This is a genomic window from Georgenia yuyongxinii, from assembly GCF_006352065.1.
Taxonomy (GTDB): Bacteria; Actinomycetota; Actinomycetes; order Actinomycetales; family Actinomycetaceae; genus Georgenia; species Georgenia yuyongxinii.
In genome coordinates this window covers 2,084,174-2,107,571 of the sequence record NZ_CP040915.1, presented here as the reverse complement: position 1 = coordinate 2,107,571, position 23,398 = coordinate 2,084,174, and the positions used below count along the sequence as shown (strand labels likewise).

Annotated in this window: 22 protein-coding genes and 3 tRNA genes; 13 read left to right on the top strand and 12 right to left on the bottom strand. The window is 72.6% G+C overall.

Annotation, left to right across the window (positions count from 1 at the left end):
* Positions 1-95: 95 nt before the first annotated feature.
* Positions 96-503, top strand: a complete 408-nt coding sequence (locus FE374_RS09520; protein WP_139928544.1) for a hypothetical protein — start codon at positions 96-98, stop codon at positions 501-503.
* Here FE374_RS09520 and FE374_RS09515 read toward each other — a convergent pair.
* The 6 genes from FE374_RS09515 to FE374_RS09490 all read right to left on the bottom strand — a co-directional run bounded on the left by FE374_RS09515 (position 500) and on the right by FE374_RS09490 (position 5,061).
* Positions 500-1,960, bottom strand: coding sequence for a bifunctional RNase H/acid phosphatase (locus FE374_RS09515; RefSeq protein WP_230978229.1), 1,461 nt, complete (start codon positions 1,958-1,960; stop codon positions 500-502). The genes FE374_RS09520 and FE374_RS09515 overlap by 4 nt on opposite strands.
* A complete protein-coding gene (locus tag FE374_RS09510; protein ID WP_139928542.1) occupies positions 1,957-2,697 on the bottom strand; it encodes a zinc ribbon domain-containing protein in 741 nt (246 codons plus the stop codon). Before FE374_RS09510 ends, FE374_RS09515 begins: the two co-directional genes overlap by 4 nt.
* A 22-nt stretch (positions 2,698-2,719) precedes the next feature.
* Positions 2,720-3,877: a Nif3-like dinuclear metal center hexameric protein gene (locus FE374_RS09505; protein WP_139928540.1), complete on the bottom strand. Its 1,158-nt coding sequence runs from the start codon at positions 3,875-3,877 to the stop codon at positions 2,720-2,722.
* Between the two features lie 56 nt (positions 3,878-3,933).
* A tRNA-Val gene (locus FE374_RS09500) sits at positions 3,934-4,010 on the bottom strand.
* A 136-nt stretch (positions 4,011-4,146) separates the two neighbouring features.
* Positions 4,147-4,635, bottom strand: a complete 489-nt coding sequence (locus FE374_RS09495; RefSeq protein WP_139928538.1) for a peroxiredoxin — start codon at positions 4,633-4,635, stop codon at positions 4,147-4,149.
* Positions 4,636-5,061: a DUF3052 domain-containing protein gene (locus FE374_RS09490; RefSeq protein WP_139928536.1), complete on the bottom strand. Its 426-nt coding sequence runs from the start codon at positions 5,059-5,061 to the stop codon at positions 4,636-4,638.
* Between the two features lie 282 nt (positions 5,062-5,343).
* Between FE374_RS09490 and aceE the strand changes: the two genes are divergently transcribed.
* Entirely contained in the window at positions 5,344-8,088 is a 2,745-nt protein-coding gene (aceE, locus tag FE374_RS09485) for a pyruvate dehydrogenase (acetyl-transferring), homodimeric type (protein ID WP_139928534.1), read from the top strand.
* Between the two features lie 436 nt (positions 8,089-8,524).
* On the opposite strand, the gene FE374_RS09480 is transcribed toward aceE, so the two are convergent.
* On the bottom strand, positions 8,525-9,205 hold the full coding sequence (locus FE374_RS09480; RefSeq protein ID WP_139928532.1) for a hypothetical protein: 681 nt from the start codon (positions 9,203-9,205) through the stop codon (positions 8,525-8,527).
* Between the two features lie 117 nt (positions 9,206-9,322).
* Between FE374_RS09480 and FE374_RS09475 the strand changes: the two genes are divergently transcribed.
* The 7 genes from FE374_RS09475 (at position 9,323) to FE374_RS09445 (ending at position 18,066) form a co-directional block, all read left to right on the top strand.
* Entirely contained in the window at positions 9,323-10,531 is a 1,209-nt protein-coding gene (locus FE374_RS09475) for a PucR family transcriptional regulator (protein ID WP_139928530.1), read from the top strand.
* A gap of 220 nt (positions 10,532-10,751) precedes the next feature.
* On the top strand, positions 10,752-11,681 hold the full coding sequence (locus FE374_RS09470) for an ACP S-malonyltransferase (RefSeq protein ID WP_139928528.1): 930 nt from the start codon (positions 10,752-10,754) through the stop codon (positions 11,679-11,681).
* Positions 11,678-12,694, top strand: a complete 1,017-nt coding sequence (locus FE374_RS09465; RefSeq protein WP_139928526.1) for a beta-ketoacyl-ACP synthase III — start codon at positions 11,678-11,680, stop codon at positions 12,692-12,694. The genes FE374_RS09470 and FE374_RS09465 overlap by 4 nt, the downstream gene beginning before the upstream one ends.
* A 118-nt stretch (positions 12,695-12,812) precedes the next feature.
* The gene (locus tag FE374_RS09460; RefSeq protein ID WP_139928524.1) at positions 12,813-13,064 is read left to right on the top strand and encodes an acyl carrier protein; all 252 of its coding nucleotides are present in this window, start codon (positions 12,813-12,815) and stop codon (positions 13,062-13,064) included.
* A gap of 153 nt (positions 13,065-13,217) precedes the next feature.
* Positions 13,218-14,459, top strand: a complete 1,242-nt coding sequence (locus tag FE374_RS09455) for a beta-ketoacyl-[acyl-carrier-protein] synthase family protein (protein WP_139928522.1) — start codon at positions 13,218-13,220, stop codon at positions 14,457-14,459.
* A 287-nt stretch (positions 14,460-14,746) separates the two neighbouring features.
* Positions 14,747-15,436 (top strand): response regulator transcription factor, encoded by a 690-nt coding sequence (locus tag FE374_RS09450; RefSeq protein ID WP_139928520.1) that lies wholly within the window; start codon positions 14,747-14,749, stop codon positions 15,434-15,436.
* Positions 15,433-18,066, top strand: coding sequence for a DUF4153 domain-containing protein (locus FE374_RS09445; RefSeq protein WP_139928518.1), 2,634 nt, complete (start codon positions 15,433-15,435; stop codon positions 18,064-18,066). The genes FE374_RS09450 and FE374_RS09445 overlap by 4 nt, the downstream gene beginning before the upstream one ends.
* 101 nt (positions 18,067-18,167) lie before the next feature.
* Here FE374_RS09445 and FE374_RS09440 read toward each other — a convergent pair whose 3' ends face one another.
* The 5 genes from FE374_RS09440 to FE374_RS09420 all read right to left on the bottom strand — a co-directional run bounded on the left by FE374_RS09440 (position 18,168) and on the right by FE374_RS09420 (position 22,182).
* On the bottom strand, positions 18,168-18,668 hold the full coding sequence (locus FE374_RS09440; RefSeq protein ID WP_139928516.1) for a DUF3145 domain-containing protein: 501 nt from the start codon (positions 18,666-18,668) through the stop codon (positions 18,168-18,170).
* 208 nt (positions 18,669-18,876) lie between these two features.
* Complete coding sequence (gene def, locus FE374_RS09435; protein WP_139928514.1) at positions 18,877-19,365, bottom strand: peptide deformylase; 489 nt, start codon at positions 19,363-19,365, stop codon at positions 18,877-18,879.
* 127 nt (positions 19,366-19,492) lie between these two features.
* Positions 19,493-20,524, bottom strand: coding sequence for a TIGR03617 family F420-dependent LLM class oxidoreductase (locus FE374_RS09430; RefSeq protein ID WP_139928512.1), 1,032 nt, complete (start codon positions 20,522-20,524; stop codon positions 19,493-19,495).
* 120 nt (positions 20,525-20,644) lie between these two features.
* Complete coding sequence (locus FE374_RS09425; RefSeq protein WP_168205651.1) at positions 20,645-22,024, bottom strand: alpha/beta fold hydrolase; 1,380 nt, start codon at positions 22,022-22,024, stop codon at positions 20,645-20,647.
* Between the two features lie 84 nt (positions 22,025-22,108).
* Positions 22,109-22,182, bottom strand: a tRNA-Ile gene (locus FE374_RS09420).
* Positions 22,183-22,247: 65 nt separating this feature from the next.
* Between FE374_RS09420 and FE374_RS09415 the strand changes: the two genes are divergently transcribed.
* The 4 genes from FE374_RS09415 to FE374_RS09405 all read left to right on the top strand — a co-directional run bounded on the left by FE374_RS09415 (position 22,248) and on the right by FE374_RS09405 (position 23,338).
* Positions 22,248-22,751: a hypothetical protein gene (locus FE374_RS09415; RefSeq protein ID WP_139928508.1), complete on the top strand. Its 504-nt coding sequence runs from the start codon at positions 22,248-22,250 to the stop codon at positions 22,749-22,751.
* Between the two features lie 64 nt (positions 22,752-22,815).
* Positions 22,816-22,891 (top strand) — tRNA-Asn (locus FE374_RS09410).
* 110 nt (positions 22,892-23,001) lie between these two features.
* Positions 23,002-23,169, top strand: coding sequence for a hypothetical protein (locus tag FE374_RS19170; RefSeq protein WP_168205650.1), 168 nt, complete (start codon positions 23,002-23,004; stop codon positions 23,167-23,169).
* Complete coding sequence (locus FE374_RS09405; protein ID WP_139928506.1) at positions 23,156-23,338, top strand: hypothetical protein; 183 nt, start codon at positions 23,156-23,158, stop codon at positions 23,336-23,338. The genes FE374_RS19170 and FE374_RS09405 overlap by 14 nt, the downstream gene beginning before the upstream one ends.
* Positions 23,339-23,398: the final 60 nt, after the last annotated feature.

Genomic DNA, 23,398 nt, shown 5'->3' with positions numbered 1-23,398 from the left:
ACCAGCATGACGGCGCAACCAGCACGTCGGCTGACCCGGCAGTGTCCGGAACCCGTGAACCGCGCGGACGCTCCCGAAGGAGACGTGCCGCGCTCGTGGCCGCCGCAGTACTGCCCATCGGCGTCACGGTCGCGATGGTTGGCTCTGCGGTCTCCGGCGCCGAGCACCCCGCCACGCTCAGTGTCGTCGTCAGCGACGCCGGCTCGACCGTGCGCGACTCCTGCCCCGCCGACGAGTACACCGGCTCGTTCTTCGACGGCGCCGAGGTCGCTCTCCTCGACGGCGCCGGTGCCGTGATCGAAGCCGCCACGCTCGACGGCGCCCCCCGGCCCTCGCCGCACGGCTGCCACTGGACCACCGAGTTCGCCGACGTCCCCGACCACGCCGGCTTCACCCTGCGCCTGCGCGGTGACGGCGTGATGCCGCGGGAGCACTCCTGGGCCTACACGCCGGAGCAGCTCGACGACAACGACTGGCGGCTGTGGGTGACCGTCTTCGCCTAGGCCACCAGCTCGGAGGGGCATCCCACCACGGTGAGGTCCCCGACGAGCCTGCCGTCCACGTCCGGCCGCGGCCAGACCCGCACGATCGTGAGCGAGGCGGGCGGGATGCGGACCGCCGACCAGTGGCCGGGGGCGAGCCGCCCCACCAGGCCCACCGCGGCGCGGATCACCACGGTGTGGGCGGCAAGGACCACCGTGGCGCCCTGATGGCGCGCGGCGACCGCGCGCAGCCCACGTGCCACCCGCGCCCCCACGTCTCGCAGGGACTCGCCGCCCGGCGGCCGCACGTCCGCGGTGGTGGCCCAGTCCAGCACCTGGCCGGGCCAGCCCGCCTCGATCTCGGGCACCGTCAACCCGTCCCACTGCCCGAAGCGGCACTCGGCGAACCGGTCGTCGCTGACGACGGGCAGCCCGAGGGACCGAGCCACCGCGGCCCCGGTCTCCTGGGTGCGGACCATCGGCGAGGCGACCACCGCCGTCGGGACGGGCACGTCCGTCCAGACGTCCACCCCGACCCGGCCCACCAGTATGGCCGCACGCTCGGCCTGGGCGCGGCCCTGCACGCTGAGGGCGGGCCCGGGCGTGTCACCGCCCGAGTACCTGCCGGTCTCCGTCAGCTCCGTGACACCGTGCCGCACCAGGACCACGGTGGCCGGTTCACCGCCCATGCGCGGCAGCGGTGTGCCCGACATACGCGGCGCGTTCGTCCGGGCGGCGACGACCTCCTCGGTGGTCTGGGCGTTGCCGGCAACGACCTGCGCCCCGGCGGCGGTGGCCGGTGCGTCGTCGGCCGTGGGCCCCGCGTCGTGGGCAGGGCCGCGCACGCTTGCGGGGGCGGGCACGTCCCACGGGACACCGACCTCGCCAGGCACGGCACGCAGCGCGGCGGTGGGCCGGTCGTGGTTCCGGCGGATCTGGCCGTGGGAGTCCATGACGGCGTTGGCCAGTGCGTCCGCGGCGGTGTTCTGCTCGCGGGGCACCCACGTGTAGCGCACCCGCGCGGGGTCGAACGCGGCCCGGGCCTGCTCGGCCAGGGCGCGCAGGTCGGCGTGCTTGATCTTCCAGCGCCCGCTCATCTGCTCGACGACGAGCTTGGAGTCGGCCCGGACCTCCACCGTGGCGCCCGGGTCGAGCTCGGCTGAGGCCAGCAGCCCGTTGACCACCGCCATGTACTCGGCGACGTTGTTGGTGGCGATGCCCAGGTAGCCCGCCCACTCCGCCAGAACCCGGCCGGTGCCCGCCTCGCGCACGACGGCGCCGTACCCGGCGTGGCCGGGATTGCCGCGCGAGCCGCCGTCGGTCTCGACGACCAGCCTGCGCCCCGACGGGGCGGGCGGACCGGCTGAAGCGCCTGATGCCCCGGGCGGACCGGCCGAGGCCCCGCGCGCGAAGACGTCGCCCTGGCCGTGCGAGAAGAGCGCGCCCTGGTCTCCTTCGTCACCCGGGGTGGTCGTCACTGACCCTCGTCGAGCCGGACCAGAACGTAGCCGTGCTCCTCGGAGGTGAGCACCTCATCGGGCCCGGCGGCGTCGATGGCCGCCAGCTCACTGAGCGAGAAGTCCACCTGCGCGCCCTCGGTGCGCCGCCCGCGCAGCGCGACGGCGCCGAGCCCGCCGGTGCGGCGGCGGGCGTACTCGTACAGGTCGAGCAGCTCCGCGTCGATGTCGCCGGCGACCGTCTCCCGCTCGGCGCGGACCTCGGCCATCTCGGCGTCGAGAGTCGCGAACTGCGCGTCCCGGTCGGCGGTGTGCCGGTCGACGTCAGCCGCGACCGCGCGCTCCTGCATATCGAGGTCGGCCACCCGTACCTCCGCCGCTTCCAGCCGCTCCATGATCTCCAGCTCGATCTCCTCGAGCACGCCCTGACGCTGGGCCAGCTGGGCCACCTCGGTCTGCAGGGCTACCAGCTCACGGGAGAGGCCCGCCCCGGCGTCGAGCTTGGCCTGGTGCCGGACGGCGCGGCTGCGGACCTGCTCGACGTCGGCCTCGGCCTTGGTGAGCTCGCGGCGCGTGTCCGACGCCAGGGTTTTCGCCTCCACCTGGGCCCGGTGCAGGTCCTCGGCCCGCCCTTCGAGCTCGGCCAGGGTCGCGAGCACGGGCAGGGAGCGGCGCTGGTGGGCGAGCTTCGCGGCGCGCGTGTCGAGCGCCTGCAGGTCGAGCAGCCGGCGCTGGTCCTTCACGGGGGCGGTGGTCACAGGCGTGCTCCTTCGGTTGTGCTCAGCTGTGCTGTTGTGAGTGCGGTTGCGCCAGGCGCAGAGTCCAGGGGTCGGTCACCAACGTGGAGACCCGCAGGTCCAACCTAGCGCCGCGCGAGGCGGCGTCGGTACGCAACCCCTCGGCGGCGCGGGGCAGCCAGGGCCACTCGCTCGCCCAGTGGGTGGCGTCGACGAGGAACGGGCGACCGCCCGCCAGGTGCTCCGAGGCGGGGTGGTGGCGCAGGTCGGCGGTGAGATAGACGTCCGCGCCGCTGCGCCGTGCCACCTCGAGCAGCGAATCCCCGGCCCCGCCGCACACTGCGACGGTGCGTACCTCGGCGTCGAGGTCGCCCCCCACCCGGATGCCCTGCGGCGTCGCGGGGAGGACGGTGGCCACCTGCTCGGCGAAGGCCTGCAGTGTCACGGGTGCGGGCAGCTCCCCGACCCGACCCGTGCCGGTCACGGCCGGCTGCGTCGGCTGCGCCACGAGCGTGAAGGCCGGCTCCTCGTAGGGGTGCGCCGCCTGCAGCGCGGCGAGCACCGCGGTGCGGCGCTCCCGGGGCAGCACGATCTCCAGCCGGTCCTCGGCCACCGCCTCCACCGTCCCGACCTGCCCGATCGCGGGCTGTGCCCCCGCCAGCGGACGGAACGTGCCCGTGCCGGGCGACGTGAATGCGGCCCGCTCGTACTCCCCCAGACGGCCCGCACCGGCGTCGGCCAGCGCGTCGAGCAGGGACTGCGTGTGCTCACGGGGCACGAATGTGACGAGTGTGTCGAGCGCGGCCCCGTCAAGCGGGACGAGCGGGCGGGTGCCGACCAGGCCGAGCGTGTCCGCGAGAGCCTGCGCGACGCCGTCGGACGCGGCATCGGCATTGGTGTGGGCGACGTACAGGCCGCAGCCGCCGGTCAGCAGCGCGTGGATCATGCGGCCCTTGGGCGTCGTGGCGGCCACGGTCGAGGTGCCCCGCAGGTACAGCGGGTGGTGAGTGACCAGCAGGTCCGCGCCCCACTCGAGGGCCTCCGCGACGACCTCCTCGGTGGGGTCGACCGCGAGCAGCACCTTGCGCACGGGCGCGGCGGGGTCACCGGCCACGAGCCCGACGGCGTCCCAGTCCTCGGCGGTCCCGGGCGGGTACCGCCGCTCGAGGAGGTCTACGACGTCGGCGAGCGTGAGGGGCATGGCGGGGAGCCTACCGGCGCAGGTGATGGCGGGCAGCCGCCGTCGAGCGGCGGTTCTGGTGGGCCCGGCCGGTCTCGAACCGACGACCTCCGCGGTGTAAGCGCGGCGCTCTGACCAACTGAGCTACAGGCCCGTGCGGCGCGGTACGCGCCCGGGACAGCCTAGGGCAGCGGCGACCGCCCGGAGGACGGGTCCGGCCGCTCGCTCCTGGAGCCATCAACCGTGGGGTGGGCGAGAGCGGCGCTACTCGCCCCAGCCCGGCGGGAGCGCTACTCCCCCAGCCCGGTGAGTGCGGCCCGGTAGGCAGCAAGCTCGCGGGCCTGCCCACGCGGGTTGACCACGCTCCACCGGACCACGCCGTCGGCGTCGAGTAGGAAGCTGCCGCGCAGCGCGTGACCGTTGGCCTCGTCAAGCACGCCGTAGGCGCGCGAGACGGCGCCGTGCGGCCAGAAGTCCGAGAGCAGGTCGAACCCGAACCCCTCGGCCTCGGCCCAGGCGCGCTGGGCGAACATCGCGTCGGTGGAGATCGCCAGCAGGCGCACGCCCCGCGCGGCGAAGTCGGCGAGGTTGTCCCGCAGCTCGCACAGCTCGGAGGTACAGATCCCGGAGAACACGAACGGGAAGAACACCAGCGCGACCGGCGCACCCCGCAGGCCGGAGAGCCGCACCGGGGTGCCGTGCGTGTCCGGCAGCTCGAAGTCCGGAGCCGGCTGACCCACGACGACGCCGCCAGGCGCCGTCGTCGCCTGCGCTGCCACTCAGCGTCCTCGGCTGCGGGAGGCGATGCGGATGCCGGACCACTCGTCCGCGACGGTGGCGGCGGAGGTGGCGTGCATGCCCGCGGTCTGGGCGGCCTCCTCGACATCGGCGGGCCGCACGTGCCCTTGACGCCCCGGCTTGGGGGTGAGGACCCAGATGAGACCGCCGCCGTCCTCCAGGTTCGACTGGGCCTCGACGAGGAGGTCGGTGAGGTCCTCGTGCTCGGCGTCGTCCTCGCGCCACCAGATCAGGGTGCCGTCGCAGACGTCGCCGTACTCCTCGTCGACGAGCTCCGTGCCGGTGACCGTCTCGATCTTCTCCCGGACGCTGGGGTCGACGTCGTCGTCGTAACCGAACTCCTGGATCACCTGCCCGGTGGTGAAGCCGAACCTGTTGCCGGCTCCCGCGCCCGCGCTGACTGCCACGTGTGTCCTGCCTTCCCTGGGGCGATCCCCGTCCGGGCGGCAGGCTGGTCGCCGTGCCGCCGCTGTGTGGTCAACCCCACCGTAGCGGGGCCGCAATGTGCAAGCCGGGAGGTCTCGCGACTCATTGCCGGACTTTTTCGGTCGATGCTGTCAGCAGAGTCACAGCACGTCAGGCGGTTCGGGGTGGGCCACACTCAGGTCAAGGGCGGACAATGGTCCTACCCTGAACGGCGGAGCGCCGACAGCGCCACCGCCGCCGCCAGAAGTGAGAAGAGGGAACGCGTGAGTTCACGAGACGAGTCCTCGCCGCTGATCAACGGACTGCTCAGCCAGGTAAAGGACATCGATACCGACGAGACCCAGGAGTGGTTGGAGTCCCTCGACGGTCTCATCGACGACCGTGGCGGCCCGCGCGCCCGGTACATCATGCTCAACCTGCTCAAGCGCGCCCGTGAGCGGAGCGTGGCGATCCCCAACCCGATCACCACCCCGTACGTCAACACGATCGGGATCCACGAGGAGCCGTACTTCCCCGGCGACGAGGTCGTCGAGCGCAAGTACCGCGGCTGGATCCGCTGGAACGCGGCCGTCATGGTCACGCGCGCCCAGCGGCCGGACATCGGGGTGGGCGGACACATCTCCTCCTACGCCTCGGTGGCCACGCTGTACGAGGTGGGCATGAACCACTTCTTCCGCGGCAAGGACCACCCGGGCGGTGGCGACCAGGTCTTCTTCCAGGGGCACGCCTCCCCCGGCAACTACGCGCGCGCCTTCCTCGAGGGCCGCCTCAGTGAAGCCGACCTGGACGGGTTCCGGCAGGAGTACTCCCATCCGGAGGGCAGCCGCGGGCTGCCGTCCTACCCGCACCCGCGCCGCATGCCGGACTTCTGGGAGTTCCCCACCGTGTCCATGGGACTCGGGCCGGCGCAGGCGATCTACCAGGCATGGGTCAACCGCTACCTGCACGAGCGTGGCATCAAGGACACCTCGGAGCAGCGCGTCTGGGCGTTCCTCGGTGACGGGGAGATGGACGAGCCGGAGTCGCGCGGCATGCTGCAGCAGGCCGCCCAGCAGAACCTGGACAACCTGACCTTCGTGGTCAACTGCAACCTGCAGCGCCTCGACGGACCGGTGCGCGGCAACGGCAAGATCATCCAGGAGCTGGAGGCCCAGTTCCGCGGGGCAGGCTGGAACGTCATCAAGGTCATCTGGGGCCGTGAGTGGGACGCCCTGCTCAACGCGGACAAGGACCGCGCGCTCGTCAACCTCATGAACGAGACCCTTGACGGGGACTACCAGACCTACAAGGCAAACGACGGCGCCTACGTGCGCGAACACTTCTTCGGTCGCGACCCGCGCACCAAGGAGCTCGTCAAGAACATGACGGACGACGAGATCTGGGCGCTCAAGCGCGGCGGGCACGACTACCGCAAGATCTTCGCCGCCTACAAGGCCGCCACCGAGCACACCGGGCAGCCGACCGTCATCCTGGCCCACACCGTCAAGGGCTACGGGCTGGGACCGAGCTTCGCTGGGCGCAACTCCACGCACCAGATGAAGAAGATGAAGACCACGGACCTGAAGATGCTCCGTGACGCCCTGCGCATCCCGATCTCGGACGAGCAGCTCGAGGACCCCTACAACGCTCCGTACTACCGCCCGGACGAGTCCGACGAGACGCTGCAGTACATGCTCGAGCGCCGCAAGGCCCTCGGCGGTTTCGTCCCCGAGCGCCGCGACCCCGTCAAGACGCTGACCCTGCCGGACGACAAGCCCTACGAGATCCTCGCGAAGGGCTCCGGCAAGCAGGAGGTCGCCACCACGATGGGCTTCGTCCGCCTCCTCAAGGAGCTGATGAAGGACAAGGAGATCGGCCGGCGGCTCGTGCCGATCATCCCCGACGAGGCACGCACCTTCGGCCTGGACGCCATCTTCCCGACGGCGAAGATCTTCAACGTCAAGGGACAGAACTACACCTCGGTGGACCACGACCTCATGCTCAGCTACAAGGAGTCCGAGCAGGGGCAGATCCTCCACACCGGCATCAACGAGGCCGGCTCGGCCTCGGCGATGCAGGTGGTCGGAACGTCGTACGCCGTGCACGGCGAGCCGATGATCCCGGTCTACATCTTCTACTCGATGTTCGGCTTCCAGCGGACGGGCGACCAGTTCTGGGCGGCCGGGGACCAGCTGGCGCGCGGGTTCGTCATCGGAGCGACGGCCGGCAAGACGACGCTCGCGGGCGAGGGCACCCAGCACATGGACGGCCACTCCCCCGTGCTCGCGTCTACCAACCCGGCGTTCGTGCACTACGACCCGGCCTACGCCTACGAGATCCGCCACATCGTCAAGGACGGTCTGCAGCGGATGTACGGCGAGGACCCACGCGACCCGAACGTCATGTACTACCTCACGGTGTACAACGAGCCGATGCACCAGCCGGCCGAGCCGGAGAACGTGGACGTCGCGGGCATCCTCAAGGGCATCCATCGCATCGCCGAGCCGGAGGGTGACGGCCCGCGTGCCCAGCTGCTCGCCTCGGGCGTCGGGGTGCCGTGGGCGGTGCACGCCCGCGAGCTGCTCGCCAACGACTGGGGCGTCCGCGCGGGCGTCTGGTCGGTAACGAGCTGGTACGAGCTGCGCCGCGACGGTCTGGAGGCCAACAAGCACAACTTCCTCCACCCGACCGAGGAGCGCCGCGAGGCGTACGTGACCACCCGGCTTCGCGACGCCGGCGGCCCGTACGTGGCCACCAGCGACTACGAGCACCAGGTGCAGGACTCCATCCGCGAGTGGGTGCCGGGCGACTACTACACGCTCGGCGCGGACGGCTTCGGCTACTCCGACACCCGCCCGGCGGCCCGGCGTCAGCTCTTCATCGACGCCCACTCGATGGCGGTGCGGACGCTGCAGGCGCTGGCGGACCGCGGTGAGATCGATCGGGACGTCCCGCGGCAGGCGATCGAGAAGTACGACCTGTTCAATGTGCACGCCGGCGAGTCCGGCACGGCGGGCGGCGACGCCTGACCGATCAGGTCCGACGGCGGCCGGTCACCTTCGGGTGGCCGGCCGCCGCCGTCGTCTCCCCCCGCCGCCACGTGCCCGCGAGATGTCATCTCCTCACCGAGATGTCATCTCGGACGGCAGATTCTCCCCTCAGGTGGGGCGCGCGCGCGAAAGAGCAGGTGGGGCGCTCGCGCGAAAGAGCCCAGGCCACCTGGGTTTCTATTCCTCGGAAATGAAGGATGGGGAACTGGTGACGGGGATCAGACCCCGGCCCCGGGCGTCCCTCGCCCCCGAACTCCCGGCCGCGATTGACAAGAACGCTGCGTGAGCCCCGCGAGAGCGCGGACGCGCCGCCCGCTCGAATATCCGCCGATGCACCGGCGGAATGACATCTGGCGGAGAAGTTGACATCTCGCCGAGGAGTTGACGTCTCGCCGAGGGGGAGGGTCCGAGCGAACTAGACCTCGTTGCCGACCTCGGCAGCCGCGACCCGGGGCTCGAGCTCGGCCATCGCGGCACTCGCCGCGGCGTGGTCCTTGGCGCCGGCGAGGGTCTGCAAGTGCCGACGTGCGTCCTGCGGGCGGTCCGCCTCGAGCGCCGCGAGCACCACCTGGCGACCCGCCTCGACGATGTGGTCCTTCGGGGCCCAGTGCCCCACGCCGAGGCCCAGCCCCTCGCCCGGCAGGCCGGCCTCGCGGAGCATCCGCACGCTCTCGGCCAGCGCGCGACCGGTCGTCTCGCGTTCGCAGGCGCCGTTGAGCCGGCGCATGGCCGCCTCGTGGTCGTCCTCCAGCGAGAGGCGTCCGAGCTCGACGAGGGCGTACCAGGCGCGGGGGTTGCCGGCGATCTCCTCAGAGAGAGCCCACCCGGCCAGGTCGGAGGCGCGCCGCACGTCGGGCGGCAGCTGCTCCGCCGTGAGCGGGTCGGCCGGCCCGACTCCCGCGGCGCGGCGCCGCACGAGCTCCGCCAGCGCCTTGAACGCCTCGATGTCGTTGGGGTCCTCGATCAGCCGGGCACGCAGCGCGTCCTCCTGCATGGCGTCGGCGGGCCGCGCCACTGCCGAGGGACGCCGGGCGCCCACGAGGTGCCCCGGCTTTTTTCTCGTCAGCAGTGCCCGGAGTCGATCGAGGAGAGCCATGCCGACGACCATATCCGGTACGTCCTCCTCACGCCGGGTGATCTTCCGGGAGCCTCCCGGTAGTTGAGGCGCGTCCCACTTTGTAGGCATCCCACAAGGTCAGCGTGCCGCTGCCCTATGCTCGCCGCTGTGACCGTGAGCGAACGCGCCGGCCGCGAGGAAGGCAGCTCGGACGTCGTCCGGCGCCTGCGCGGCGGCACCGACATGCTCACCGCCGCCGCCCTCAAGCGGCTCGACGCGGAGCTGGACTGGTATCGCGATCTCGCCGCCGAGGACCGCTCCTGGATCGGGCTGGTCGCGCAGGCCGGTATCGCCGCCTTCATCTCCTGGTACGAAGAGCCCGCCAACGGCTCGTACAACGCCCAGGAGATCTTCCGGGCCGCGCCGCCGGAGCTGACCCGGTCGATCTCCCTCCAGCACACCCTCCAGCTGGTCCGCATCGTGGTCGAGGTGGTCGAGGACAACGCCGTCCAGCTCGCCGAGCCCGGCCAGCAGCGGGACCTGCGCGACGCCGTCCTCCTCTACTCGCGCGAGGTGGCCTTCTCCGCGGCCGAGGTCTACGCCCGTGCCGCCGAGACGCGCGGCGCCTGGGACGCCCGCCTCGAGGCGCTGGTGGTCGACTCGCTCGTGCGGGGGGTCTCCGACGAGTCGTTGCGCTCGCGCATCACCGCCCTGGGGTGGTCCGGCCGTGGCGCCACCCTGGTCATGGTCGGCCGGGCCCCGGGCCAGATGGACGAACGGCGGACCGCCGACGTGCGCCGCGCCTGCCGACGTGCCGCCGAGGACGCCCTGGTCGGCATCCAGGGGGACCGGCTCGTGGTCGTCCTCGGCGGGGAGGGGAACCTGCGCGCGGCGGTCGACTCGATCCTCCCCAGGTTCGGGCAGGGCCCGGTGGTCCTGGGCCCCGAGGTGCGCGACGTCGGCGACGCCGGCCGTTCCGCCCGTGCCGCCGTCGCCGGGCTCCTGGCCGTGCACGCCTGGCAGGCGGCACCCCGCCCGGTGGTCGCGGACGACCTGCTGCCCGAGCGCATGCTCAACGGTGACCCGCTGGCCCGGCGCACCCTGGTGGAGGAGCTCTACAAGCCCCTCGTCGCGGGTGGCACCACCTTGGTGCAGACCCTCGAGGAGTACCTGGCCCAAGGCCGATCCCTCGAGGGTGCCGCCCGCGCGCTGTACGTCCACCCCAACACCGTGCGCTACCGGCTGCGTCGCATCGGGCAGGTGGTCGGGTGGGACCCCACCGACGCGCGCGAAGGCTTCGTGCTCCAGGTGGCCCTCGCCGTCGGGCGGCTGGCGGAGACGGCCGCCCGGCACAGCGGCGTCTGAGGTCGACGGGCCGCAGCTCGCCCGACAGCCGGTCGCCTGACCCCAGGTCGCCCGACAGCAGGTCGCCTCACCGCAGGTCGAGGCCGCCGACGCGACCCACTCACCCACGCGATCGACGAGACGCCCCTCACAGGTTTGTAGGTTTCCGACAACCGGCCCCGCCCGAGTTGGTAGGCGTCGTAGGCGCGGGCTGCGCGGTCGCGGTTGGCAGAGTGGACAGGTGCTTGCCCTCCTGTGCCCTGGACAGGGCGCCCAGACCCCCGGCATGCTCGCCCCCTGGCTCGATGAGCCGGTCCTGCGCGAGCGCCTGGAGTCCTACGCCGCCGTCACCGAGCTTGACCTCGTCGCCCTCGGCACCACCGCCGACGCGGAGACCATCAAGGACACCCGCGTCGCGCAGCCGCTGCTGACCGCGGCCTCGCTGCTGTCCTTCCACGCCCTCCTGCTCGACGGCGGAGCCCCCGGTCCCGACGTCACCGCGGGTCACTCCGTGGGTGAGCTGGCGGCCGCCGCGATCGCCGGTGTCCTCAGCGACGAGGACGCGCTGGTCCTCGTGCGCGAGCGCGGCCGTGCCATGGCCGACGCCGCCGCCGCGCGCCCGACCGGCATGACCGCTGTCGTCGGGGGGAATCCGGAGGAGGTGGCCGCGGCGCTCGCCCGGCAGCACCTGACCGCCGCCAACGTCAACGGCGGCGGCCAGGTGGTCGCGGCTGGGACCCTCGAGCAGCTCGCCGCCCTCGCCGCCGACCCGCCCGCCCGCGCTCGGGTGATCCCGCTGCAGGTCGCCGGTGCGTTCCACACCGAGCACATGGCCCCCGCCGTCGCCCACGTGCGCGAGGTCGCCGTGACGCTCACCCCGGGCGAGCCCACCGTGACCCTTCTCTCCAACGCGGACGGCACCCCGGTCGCCTCCGGACCAGAGGTGCTGACGCGCCTGATCAACCAGGTCGCCAGCCCCGTGCGGTGGGACCTGTGCTGCGAGCAGATGCTTGCCCTCGGGGTCACCGGCGCGGTGGAGCTGTGCCCCGGCGGCGTCCTGACCGGGCTGGCGCGGCGTACTCTGCCAGGGGTCGAGACCGTGGCGATCAAGAGCCCCGACGACCTGCCCGCAGCCCGCGAGCTGATGACCCGCCACGGAGGAACCCGATGACCCGCCCCGCCCTGCTCGCCGCCCAGCCCGTCCGCCACGCCCGCATCCTCGGCGTCGGCGGCGTCCGCGGCGAGAACGTCGTCCTCAACGACGACATCGCGGGGCCGATCAACTCCTCCGACGAGTGGATCCGCCAGCGCACCGGCATCGTCTCGCGCCGTCGTGCCGCCGAGGAGACCACCGTCGTCGATCTGGCCGAGGGCGCCGCGAACGCCGCGCTCGAGGCCGCCGGGATCACCGGCGCCGAGGTGGACGCCGTCATCGTGGGCACCGTCACATGGTTCGAGCAGACTCCGTCCCTGGCCGCGGTCCTCGCCGACCGGATCGGCGCCAACCCCGCCGCCGCCTACGACATCTCCGCCGCCTGCGCCGGCTACGCCTACGGCATTGCCCAGGCCGACGCGCTCGTGCGCGCCGGGACGGCCCGGCACGTGCTCGTCGTCGGCGTGGAGAAGATGTCCGACTTCATCGACCCCACCGACCGCTCGATCAGCTTCCTGCTGGGCGACGGCGCCGGTGCCGCCGTCGTCGGCCCCTCCGACGCGCCGGGCATCGGCCGGACGGTGTGGGGCTCGGACGGCTCCGCCGCCAAGGTCATCGGCCAGACCCACTCCTGGCTCGACTACCGCAACGCCGAGCCGGGCGCGGAGGTGGAGTGGCCCACCCTGCGCCAGGAGGGCCCGTCCGTGTACAAGTGGGCGGTCTTCCAGATGACGCCGGTGGCCAAGCAGGCCATCGAGGCCGCCGGCCTCAAGCCGGAGGACATCGACGTGTTCCTCCCCCACCAGGCGAACATGCGCATCATCGACCACATGGTGAAGTACCTCGGGCTGCGCGAGGACGTGGTCGTCGCCCGGGACATCGCCGAGACCGGGAACACCTCCGCGGCGTCCATCCCGCTGGCCACCGAGCGGCTGCTGCGCGAGGGCCAGGCCAAGAGCGGCGACATCGCCCTGCAGATCGGCTTCGGCGCAGGCCTCGCCTACGCTGCGCAGGTCGTGGTGCTGCCGTAACGGAAGCCGCGGGCGGGTACCGTCACCACGGCGCTTTCCCGCCCTGGTCCGTACGCCCCGCCGGTACGAGACTGTCAACCGACACAGAGTTCGACACACCAACGAAATGGAGACACCCATGGCTTTCAGCGAGCAGGAGATCCTTGCCGGCCTGGCCGAGATCGTCAACGAGGAGACGGGGCTGCCCACCGAGTCCGTCACCGCCGAGAAGTCCTTCACCGACGACCTCGACGTCGACTCCCTCTCGATGATGACGATCGCCACACTCGCCGAGGAGAAGTTCGAGGTGCGCATCCCGGACGAGGAGGTCGGCAACCTGAAGACCGTCCAGGACGCCGTCAACTACATCAACGGCGCGCAGACCGCCTGACGCCGTCGCGCGGGCCTCCCGCGTGATCTGCGCGGCGTGCCCTTGCGGCGTGCCTGCGCGGCCCCGCACGACCCGCGCCGCGCCCGGTCATTCCGGGCGCGGCGCGTCCGCCCTCCCGCCGGAAGCCCGGCACCGAGAGACCAGGAGCAGCTCATGGCACGCCCGTCCGTCGTCATCACCGGTCTGGGTACCACCAACCCCCTGGGGGGTGACGTCGCATCGACGTGGGAGGCGGCCCTCGCCGGACGCTCCGGCGTGCGGACGCTGGACAACGACTGGGCCGAGACCTACGAGATCCCGGTGAACTTCGCGGCCCAGCTCGCCGTCACCCCGGACACGGTCCTCACCCGTCAGGAGACCCGCCGGCTCGACCCCTCGGCGCAGTACGCCATGGTCGCCGCCCGCGAGGCCTGGGCTGACGCCGGCACCCCCGAGGTCGACGGCGAACGGCTCGGCGTCGTCATCGGGTCCGGGATCGGCGGCATCTGGACCACGCTGACCGCGTGGGACACCGTCAAGGAGAAGGGCGCCCGCCGCGTCCTCCCGCTGACCGTGCCGATGCTCATGGCCAACTCCCCCGCCGCCAACGTCTCCGTCTACTTCGGCGCGAAGGCCGGCGCGCACGCCCCGATCTCCGCCTGCGCCTCCGGTGCGGAGGCCATCGGCTACGGCGTGGAGATGATCCGCTCCGGCCGCGCCGACGTCGTCATCGCCGGCGGCACCGAGGCGGCGATCCACCCCCTCCCGCTGGCCTCCTTCGCAAAGATGCAGGCGCTTTCGACCCGCAACGACGACCCCGCCGCCGCCTCGCGGCCCTACGACGTCGACCGTGACGGGTTCGTCATGGGCGAGGGCGCCGGCATCGTGGTCCTGGAGTCCGCCGAGCACGCCGCCGCCCGCGGCGCCACCGTGCACGCCGTCGTCGCCGGCGTGGGCATGACCGCCGACGCCTTCGACATCGCCCCGCCCGACCCGACCGGCGCCGGGCAGGAGCGGGCCATGCGCATCAGCCTGGCCGATGCGGACCTGTCCACCGCGGACGTGGTCCACGTCAACGCCCACGCCACCTCCACCCCCGCCGGCGACGGCGTGGAGGCAGCCGCGATCCGCCGCACCCTGGGCGACGCCGCCGACGGCGCCACGATCTCGGCGACCAAGTCGATGACCGGGCACCTGCTCGGCGGCGCCGGCGCCCTCGAGACCGTCTTCACCGTGCTGGCCGTGCGGGAGCACCTCGCACCGCCGACCATCAACGTCGCCCAGATCCAGGACGGCATCGACATCGACCTGGTCCGCGACACCCCGCGCGAGCTGCACAGCGGCGACATCGCGGCGGTCAACAACGCATTCGGCTTCGGCGGCCACAACGTGGCGCTGGTGATCCGCTCCGCCTGACCCGCGCTCGGAGCGGCCATGCAGCACGGGGTGGTCGCGACCAGCGCGACGTCGCGGGAGTGTGCGCCCTCCGCGTCGGCGGGTGTTTGCGCCATCCGCGGGTGTTCGCGCCTCGCGTGGGTGTTCGCGGCTCGCGTGGGTGTTGGACCACCCACGCGAGCCGCAACGCGCAGCGCTCGGCGCACGGTCCGAGTCGGCGCACGGTCCGAGCTGGCGCCCGGTCTTCTTCACACAACCTCCACATGTCCCCTCCCAGGCACCCACGGGCACACTCCTAGGCTCGGAACATGACCGAGACGCCGACGCTCCTCGTGGTCGAGGACGACGCCACCATCAACCAGGCCCTGACCGACCGCCTCCGGGCCGAGGGGTTCACGGTGGTCCAGGCCTACGACGGCCCTGGCGCCGTGGCCGCCCACGAGACCCACGGCCCCGACCTGGTGGTGCTCGACGTCATGCTGCCCGGGTTCGACGGGATCGAGGTGTGCCGACGCATCCAGGCCACCCGCCCGGTCCCGGTGCTCATGCTCACCGCCCGGGTCGACGAGACCGACGTGCTCGTCGGCCTGGGTGTCGGCGCCGACGACTACGTCACCAAGCCCTTCCGGATGCGCGAGCTCGTCGCCCGCATCCGCGCGCTCCTGCGCCGCGTCGATCGGGCACGAGAGCTCGCCGGGTCCGGCACGCCGCGCCTGGAGATCGGCGACCTCACCGTCGACCAGGCCCAGCGCCGGGTCAGCGTCGCCGGTGCCGAGGTCCACCTCACCCCGCTCGAGTTCGACCTCCTGGCCGCCCTGGCGGAAGCACCCGGCGCCGTCCGCACCCGCGAGGACCTCATGCAGGAGGTCTGGGGCTGGTCCGACGCCCACGGCACCCGCACCCTCGACAGCCACGTCAAGGCGCTGCGCGCCAAGATCGGGGCAGCGCGGGTCCGCACGGTCCACGGCGTGGGCTACGCCATCGAGGCCGTCCGATGAGCACCGACCGACCGGACCTGGACCGCCCGCTCGACGCGATCCGCTCGATCAAGGTCAAGTTCGGCCTGCTCGTCGGCCTGAGCGTGGTCACCGCAGCGCTCGTGGCCGAGATCGGCGACCGCGCCTCGGTGCCCGCGTGGCTCAGCATCCCGGTGACCGTGGCGGCCGCCCTCGCCGTCACCCAGTGGCTGGCCCGGGGCATGACGTCGCCGCTGCGGGAGATGACCGACGCCGCCGCGCGGATGGCCCGCGGGGACTACTCCCGGCGCGTCACGGCCACCTCCACCGACGAGGTGGGCCGCCTCGCCCGGGCCTTCAACACGATGGCCGCCGATCTCGGTACGGCCGACCAGCAACGCCGCCAGCTCGTCGCCACCGTCTCGCACGAGCTGCGCACCCCGCTCGCGGCGCAGCAGGCCCTCCTGGAGAACCTGGCCGACGGCGTCACCCATCCGGACGAGGCGACCTTGCGTGCCGCCCTGGCCCAGTCCGAGCGGCTGAGCGACCTCGTGGGCGACCTGCTCGACCTCAGCCGTGTCGAGGACGGCGCGGACCGGTTGCGGCTCGGCCCCGTCGACGTCGGCGAGCTGGTCGACCGGGCCGTCGCGGAGGCGTCGGTAGGTGCCCGCGGGGTCGGGCTGGTCACCGACGTCGCGCCGGGACTGGTCGTCACCGCGGACCCGGGCCGCCTCGCGCAGGTGGTCGCCAACCTCCTGGACAACGCCATCCGGCACACGCCGGCCGGCGGCGAGGTGACCGTCCGGACCGCGGCCGACGGCCCGGACCACTGGGCCCTCGAGGTCGCCGACCAGGGCCCGGGCATCCCACCCGACCGCGCCCAGCAGATCTTCACCCGCTACTGGACCGCTGGCGAGGGCGGCGGCGGGACCGGCCTGGGCCTGGCCATCGCCAGCTGGGTCTGCGACCTCCACGGCGGCTCGATCGCCGTGGTCCCGACCTCGGACGGCGCACCTGGCGCCCGCATCCGCGCCGTACTTCCCCGGAACCCCGGCGTGCCGGCGCGGTCACCCGCCGCCCCCGCCCCCAGTCCCAGCATCGAGGAGCCCATCATGTCCACCGCCACTCCGGCGCCCCCACCCGGGCCGCCCGGTCAGTCGGCCGCATCGGCGCTCTCCACAGCCGGCCCGAGCACCACGGCGGCCCCGGCCATGTCGACACCCGCAGCCGCGAGCTTCGTCGAGTCCCTCTTCGTCGGTCTGTGGCCCGCACGCGAGCCGGCCACCGCACCGCTGGCCCTCTTCGGCTCGCTCGCCCTCGGGGTTGTCGCCGCCCTCGTGCTGCCCGAGCGCAACCTCGGGCTCGGCACACTCATGGTGCTGCTGCTCGCCGGCGCCCTGGTCTGGCGCACCGCCCTCCTGCGTCGACGGCCCTGGACACTCTTCTCTGCGGCCCTCTGCCTCGGGCTCGGCGCGCTGCTGGTCCTGCGCGCCGCCGAGTGGCTGGCGGTCCTCGCCCTGCTCGTGGTGGCCGTCTTGGTCACCACCGCCCTCACCGGCGCCCGCACCCTCGTCCCGATGGCGGGCGCCGCCGCGGCCTGGGTGCTCTCGGCCATTCGCGGCCTGCCGCTGCTCGGGCGGACCATCTCGGCGACAAGCAGCCACCGGCTGCTCTGGCCCGTCCTGCGCACCGCCGCGATCTCGCTCGTCGCGCTCGTGGTGTTCGGCGGCCTGTTCGCCTCCGGCGACGCCGTCTTCGGCTCCTGGGTCTCCCGCCTCGTCCCCGACCTGGCCTGGGACTCCCTGATCCTGCGGTCCTTCGTGTTCGTCCTGGTCGGCGGTGTCGTCCTCGCCGGCTGCTACCTGGCGCTGAACCCGCCCAAGGTCGAGGCCCTGGCCCTGCCGGCAGCCCGCCCGGTGGCACGGGCCTGGGAGTGGCTGGTCCCGGTCGGCATCGTCATCGCCGTGTTCGTGGCTTTCGGGGTGGCGCAGGCCGCTCCGATGTGGGGCGGGCACAGCTACGTGCTGCGTACCACCGGCATGAGCTACGCCGACTACGTCCACCAGGGCTTCGGGCAGCTGACCGTGGCCACCATCCTCACCCTGGCCACGATCGCCCTCGCGGTCCGCAAGGCGCCGCAGCGCACGAGCCGGGACCGGCTGCTGCTCCGTATCGCCCTGGGTCTGCTGTGCCTGCTCACGCTGGGGGTCGTCGCCTCCGCCCTGTTCCGGATGGCCGTCTACCAGCAGGCGTTCGGGTACACGGTGCTGCGGGTGCTCGTGGACGCGTTCGAGCTGTGGCTGGGCCTGCTCGTGGTGCTGGTGATCCTCGCCGGTGTGCGGTGGTCGGGGCGGTGGCTCCCGCGGGCCGCGCTCGCCTCGGGAGCGGCGCTGCTGCTGGCCGTCGGGCTCGCCAACCCGGAGGCCTGGGTGGCGTCGAAGAACATCGAGCGGTTCGAGGAGACCGGCAAGATCGACACGGCCTACCTCGCCACGCTGGGTCCCGACGCCACACCGGTGATCGCCGAGGGACTGCCGGCGAACCTGGCCCAGTGCGTCCTCGCGCAGCAGCGTGACACCCGCGCCGACGATGCCCTCGAGTGGAACCTCGGCCGGGCCCGCGCGGCCCAGGTCGACGTCGGCAACGGGCTCGGCGTGGGGTGCGCCAACTAGCCCGGAACACCAAGCACCCAGGACGACGGCGCCCCCTCCCTGCGCGGGAGGGGGCGCCGTCGTTCGTGGTCAGCCCGGGGAGGGAGCGCCGTCGTCGATGGTCAGCCCACGCGGTGCAGCCACCGGACGGGGGCACCCGCGCCCGCGTACCGGAAGGGTTCAAGCTCGTCGTCCCACGCCTGCCCCAGGGCGAGGTCGAGCTCGTGACGCATGCGCACCGGGTCGGTGGCGTGGACGAGCGCTGCGCGGACACGGTCCTCGGGGACCACCACGTTGCCGTGGGCGTCCGTCTGCGCGTGGAAGATCCCGAGCTCGGGCGTGTGCGACCAGCGTCCGCCGTCGCAGCCCGAGCTCGCTTCCTCGGTGATCTCGTAACGCAGGTGGGTCCATCCGCGCAGCGCCGATGCCAGACGCGCCCCGGTGCCCACGGCACCGGTCCAGGAGTACTCGGCCCGGTACATGCCTGGCGCGGCCGGCTGCGCCGTCCACTCCAGGGTCACGCGGGCGTCGAGCACCGTGCCCGCGGCCCACTCGATGTGCGGGCACAGCGCGCGGGGCGCAGAGTGCACGAAGATGACGCCGCGGGTGAAGGCACCACTCATGTCAACTCCTCCTGGTTTGTTCCGAGATGCGTCTTCCCCAACGACCTCGTGCCTCACCAGGTAAGGACATGTTCGCGACGAACAGCGCCATCATGCCCGAGACCGGGCCGCCACCGCCAGCCAACGGACGTTCACGGCGTGTCGGGGGCGCGGGCCTGACAGCGTGCCGCTACCGACGTGCGTGGCCGGTGCTGCCGCCGCCCTGCCCTCAGAGCTGCTCGCGGATGGCCTTCATGGCCTTCTTGCGCACGGCCTTGTCCAGCCTGTCCAGGTAGAGCATGCCGTCGAGGTGGTCCACCTCGTGCTGCAGGCACCGGCCCATGAGCTCCTCGCCCTCGACGACGACCTTCTTGCCGTCGAGGTCGATGCCCTCGACCCGGGCATACCAGGCCCGCTTGGTCGGGAACCACAGACCCGGCACGGACAGGCAGCCCTCGTCGCCGTCCTGGTACTCGTCCTCGGAGACCTCCACGACCCGCGGGTTGAGGACATAGCCGATCTCGTCGTCGATGTTCCAGGAGAACGCCCGCAGCCCCACACCGATCTGGTTCGCGGCCAGCCCGGCTCGACCGTCTGCATCGACCGTCTCGAGCAGGTCCTCCACCAGTGACCGGACGCGGTCGTCGATCTCCGTGATCTCCTCGCAGCGGGTGCGCAGGACGGGATCACCAACGACACGGATCTCACGAAATGCCATAGGGATATCGTCCCATGTCCGAGCGGTACGACTGCGCGGGCGTGCGGTCCGGCGGCGGTGACGTTGGCCGCGCTCCAGGCCCCAGCTGCCGGGCGAACGAAGGCCGCTTCGCCTCCGTGGGAGAAGGCTACGGGCGCCCCAGTGCCGTCGCCCCGCGGAGCTCCGCCGCGATCCGGCGGTGCACCTCGGTGCCGGCGTCGTACGGCGCATACAGGCTGGCGCGAGTGAACAGGTCGCCGAAGCGGCTGGTGAGCTCCGCGGCGACGTCGTCCGGCTCGGCGACGACGGCGAAGGCGCCCAGCACGTCGTCGTCGATGAGCCCGCTCATCTCGGCCCAGCGGTTCTGGACGGAGAGCGTGTGCAGCTCCTCCCCCAGCCCCGGCCAGCCGTGCAGCTCGAGCACCGGCCGGTAGGCGGGGGTGGAGCCGTAGAACGCGATCTGGGCGCGCACCCCCTCGCACGCGGCTGCCAGCTCCTCCTCCGTGCGGCCGGTCGCGACGAACGGCATGCCGCTGATCTCGAAGCCCTCCGGCCGCGCGCCACGGCGGGCGAACCCGCGCTCGAGCGCCGGCACGGTGACCTCGCGCAGGTACCGCTCGGTGGTGAAGGCGTGCACGAAGAACCCGTCCGCCGCCTCCCCGGCCACCTCCGTCATCTTCTCGCCGACGCCGGCGAGGTAGACCGGCGGCCGGCCCCAGGGGTTGGGGCCAGGGTTGAAGAACGGCGGGAGCAGCGTGTGGCTGTAGAAGTCCCCGCGGAAGCTGAGCCGGGTGCCGTGCTCGAAGGCGTCCCAGATGGCGTGCATGGCGGCGAGGTACTCACGCATCCGCGGCGCTGGGTGGGACCACGGCATGGCAAACCGGTGGGTGATGTGGGCCCTGATCTGGGACCCGACGCCGAACAGGAAACGGCCCTTCGTGATCGTCTGCAGGTCGTTTGCGGCCACCGCGAGGGACATCGGGTTGCGCGCGAAAGCCAGCGCGATGGAGGTGCCCAGGTGCACGGAGGAGGTGGCCGTGGCCGCGAGCGCGACCTGCAGGAGCGGGTCGTGCCGGATCTCGGTCATCCAGACGGCGTCGTAGCCCTCGCGCTCGGCGGCTTCGACGGCGGTCCGCGGGTCGGCCGACTCCGAGCCGGGGATGGCGGTGTCGACCTTCATGCGGTGCTCCTTCGCGTACCGGGGGCGTCGCCGTCGTCGAGCCGGCCTGGCCGGACCCTACAGCCCGGCAGGAGTGGTGGCCGGACCGAGCGGCCGGCGGGGGCCGCGGCGTCGCAGGGCTCACTCCTGCGGCAGCGGGGTCGCCGTGCGCACGGCCTGGACGACGTCGTCGATTGCGCGCACCGAAACCTCGGCGCCCGTCTCGGTATCGAGCAGGCCGGCGTGCGTCTCGTCGGTGTGGCGGTGGCTGCCGTTGGTGGACAGCCCGGCCATCCGGTCGTGCGCGGCCTCCGGCCCCGACGCGGCGGTGAGGACCACCAGGGGCTTGCTGTCGAAGGTGGTGAGCGCCTGCGCGTCCGTGAACAGGGCAGGCATGGTGGCGAAGTCGTCGCGGAAGTTCCGCAAGCCGCGCGGGCTGGTGGCGAACGCGTCGGCGCTGCCTGCCGACGGTTCTGGGAGCTCCGACCCACCGGCCGGGACGAGCTGCCAGATCCCCAGGCGGCTGAGGCTGGCGAGCGCACCGAACGGTGGCGGGGCGTCGCTGTCGGCCGCACCCGGCGCGACAGTGGCCTGGTAGGGGTCGGAGCTGTCCAGCTCAACCATCCCGGCGACGTCGTCGGGGTACCGGGCGGCGTAGGTCATCGCATAGGCACCACCGATCGAGTGCCCCACGAGCACGTACGGCCCGTGCTCGCCGGCTTGGGCCAGCAGCGCGTGCAGATCGGCGGCGGCCGCCAACCCGTCCTGCAGCTGCGGCGCGTCCTCGCTCCACCCCTGGCCGGCGCGGTCGTAGGCACACACCCGTGTGGTCGCGGCGACGGCCGGTGCGATGAGCCCCCAGCTCGAGGACATCTCGCCCTGCCCGCTCTGCAGCACGACGGTGGGGCTGCCGGAGCCGGTGCAGTCAAGGTGGAGCCGGCGTCCGCCGACGTCGTAGACGTCCCCGGGCATGGCCTGGGTGCGTGGGTCGGAGGCCAGCGCGACGGTCTCGGCCATCCCGCCCAGGGACGCGGCGATCATGATCACGACGACGGCGTAGACCGCCCAGCGGCCGCTGCCGGCGGACAGCGAGCGCCGCGCGCGCAGCGCGATCCAGACGGCGAGCGCGAGCAGGACCGGGGGCCACACCCACCCGGCGGCGGTGAGGGCACGGTCGTCCGGCGCAAGCAGCAACAGCCCTGTCCCGGCCACGGCCATCGCTGCCGCCGGGACGAACGCCCAGCGCTGCGGCTGGTCGGACCTGCGGATGGACCACACCGCGAGCATCGCCCAGCCGACCGCGAACGCCAGCAGCGCCGAGCCGGTGACGACGTGCTCGCGTGCCCCGCCGAGCAGCCCCAGGGCGAGCACACCGGCCAGCACCAGGCCGGTGAGCAACGAGACGACGACGATCCGGCGGACACGTTTGCTGCGCGAGCCTTCCCGGTCCGCCCCGGCGACGGGTGCGGGCGACGGTCCGCCAGCTGCCGGCGCGGCAGAGCCCTGCGGGTCGTTACGCATGAGGGCTCCAGGATGACTCATGGGGTGCGGCAGCACCAGAACAGGATGGGAGCCAGCGGCTGCGGTCGCGACGGTATGAGCCGGTGCCCCCGGCGGGACTTGAACCCGCGACCGACGAATTATGAGTTCGCTGCTCTGACCAGCTGAGCTACAAGGGCGTGCCCGCGCATGCCTGCGCGGCGGCGACCAGACTACCTGCGCCGCTCGCGTTACCGTGTGAAGCATGATCTTCGGTCGTGGCCCCCGACTGCCCTCGGACGTGGCGGTCCACCTCAAGCCGTTCGGCACCCTCGCCGTCGCCGAGCTCACGGACGGCGGCTGGGCCGTCGTCTCCACCGGCGCGCTCCTGATCGCCGACGCCTCCGGGATCCGGGCGCGCCACCCCTGGCACACCGTCCAGCACGGCCGGTGGGACGGCGCCATGCACCAGTTCACCGTCACGTGGGTGGACGGTGCGCAGCGCCCGCTTGCGCTGACCACCGCGACCGACGAGGTCGAGTCCTTCGCCACCGCGCTCCGCGAGCGCGTCCAGTCCTCCGTGGTGCACACCGAGACCGCCCAGACGACCACCGGCGCGCTCGTGCGGGCGCAGATCCGGCGCGACGAGGACGGCTCTCTCTTCTCTCAGCTCACCGCCCAGGGAGAGCTGGTCGGTGACGACGACGAGCGCCGGCTGATCGACGCTCTCGAGCGTCGGGCGCGTGCGGCTGTGGGACTCCCCACATGAGCCGGGAACGGGCCGTTCGTGGTCTGGAGCGGGTCTGAATCTTTGCTAGAGTCCAATCTCGCGATCCCGCGTAGCTCAATTGGCAGAGCATCCGACTGTTAATCGGACGGTTACTGGTTCGAGTCCAGTCGCGGGAGCCACAACAACTAGGCCCCTGACCTGCAGAGATGCTAGGTCGGGGGCCTTCCTCATTTCTGGACGTGCAGGATACGTGCAGGATGAGGGCAGGCTCCCGCAGACGGGAGACACCATGGCCACCACGGTCCACAGCACGACCGGCACTGCCCCCATCGAGGTCGTCCCGCACCCGGACGGGACCGTGCACCTGTACCTCGAGGACGGGTCCGGGCAGGTGTACCGGGTCGCGGACCTGCTCGCCGCCCCCACCGGGCAGAGTTGCGCCCGTGAACTTCGCTGACGACTCGGTGACCGCGGTCCTCGCGGCACCCGACTACGACGCCCTGGAGAGCCAGTACGCGCAGCGGGTCGCCGCGATGATCCGCGACGGCTTCCCACCCGCTGACCTCACGCGCCTCACTGACGCGTTCTACCAACGGCGCCGCGAGTTGTTCGAGGCTGCCCTCTAGACAGCAAAAATGCCCGCCCGGTGCTGGAACACCGGACGGGCGAGTCCCACCCTCAACCTT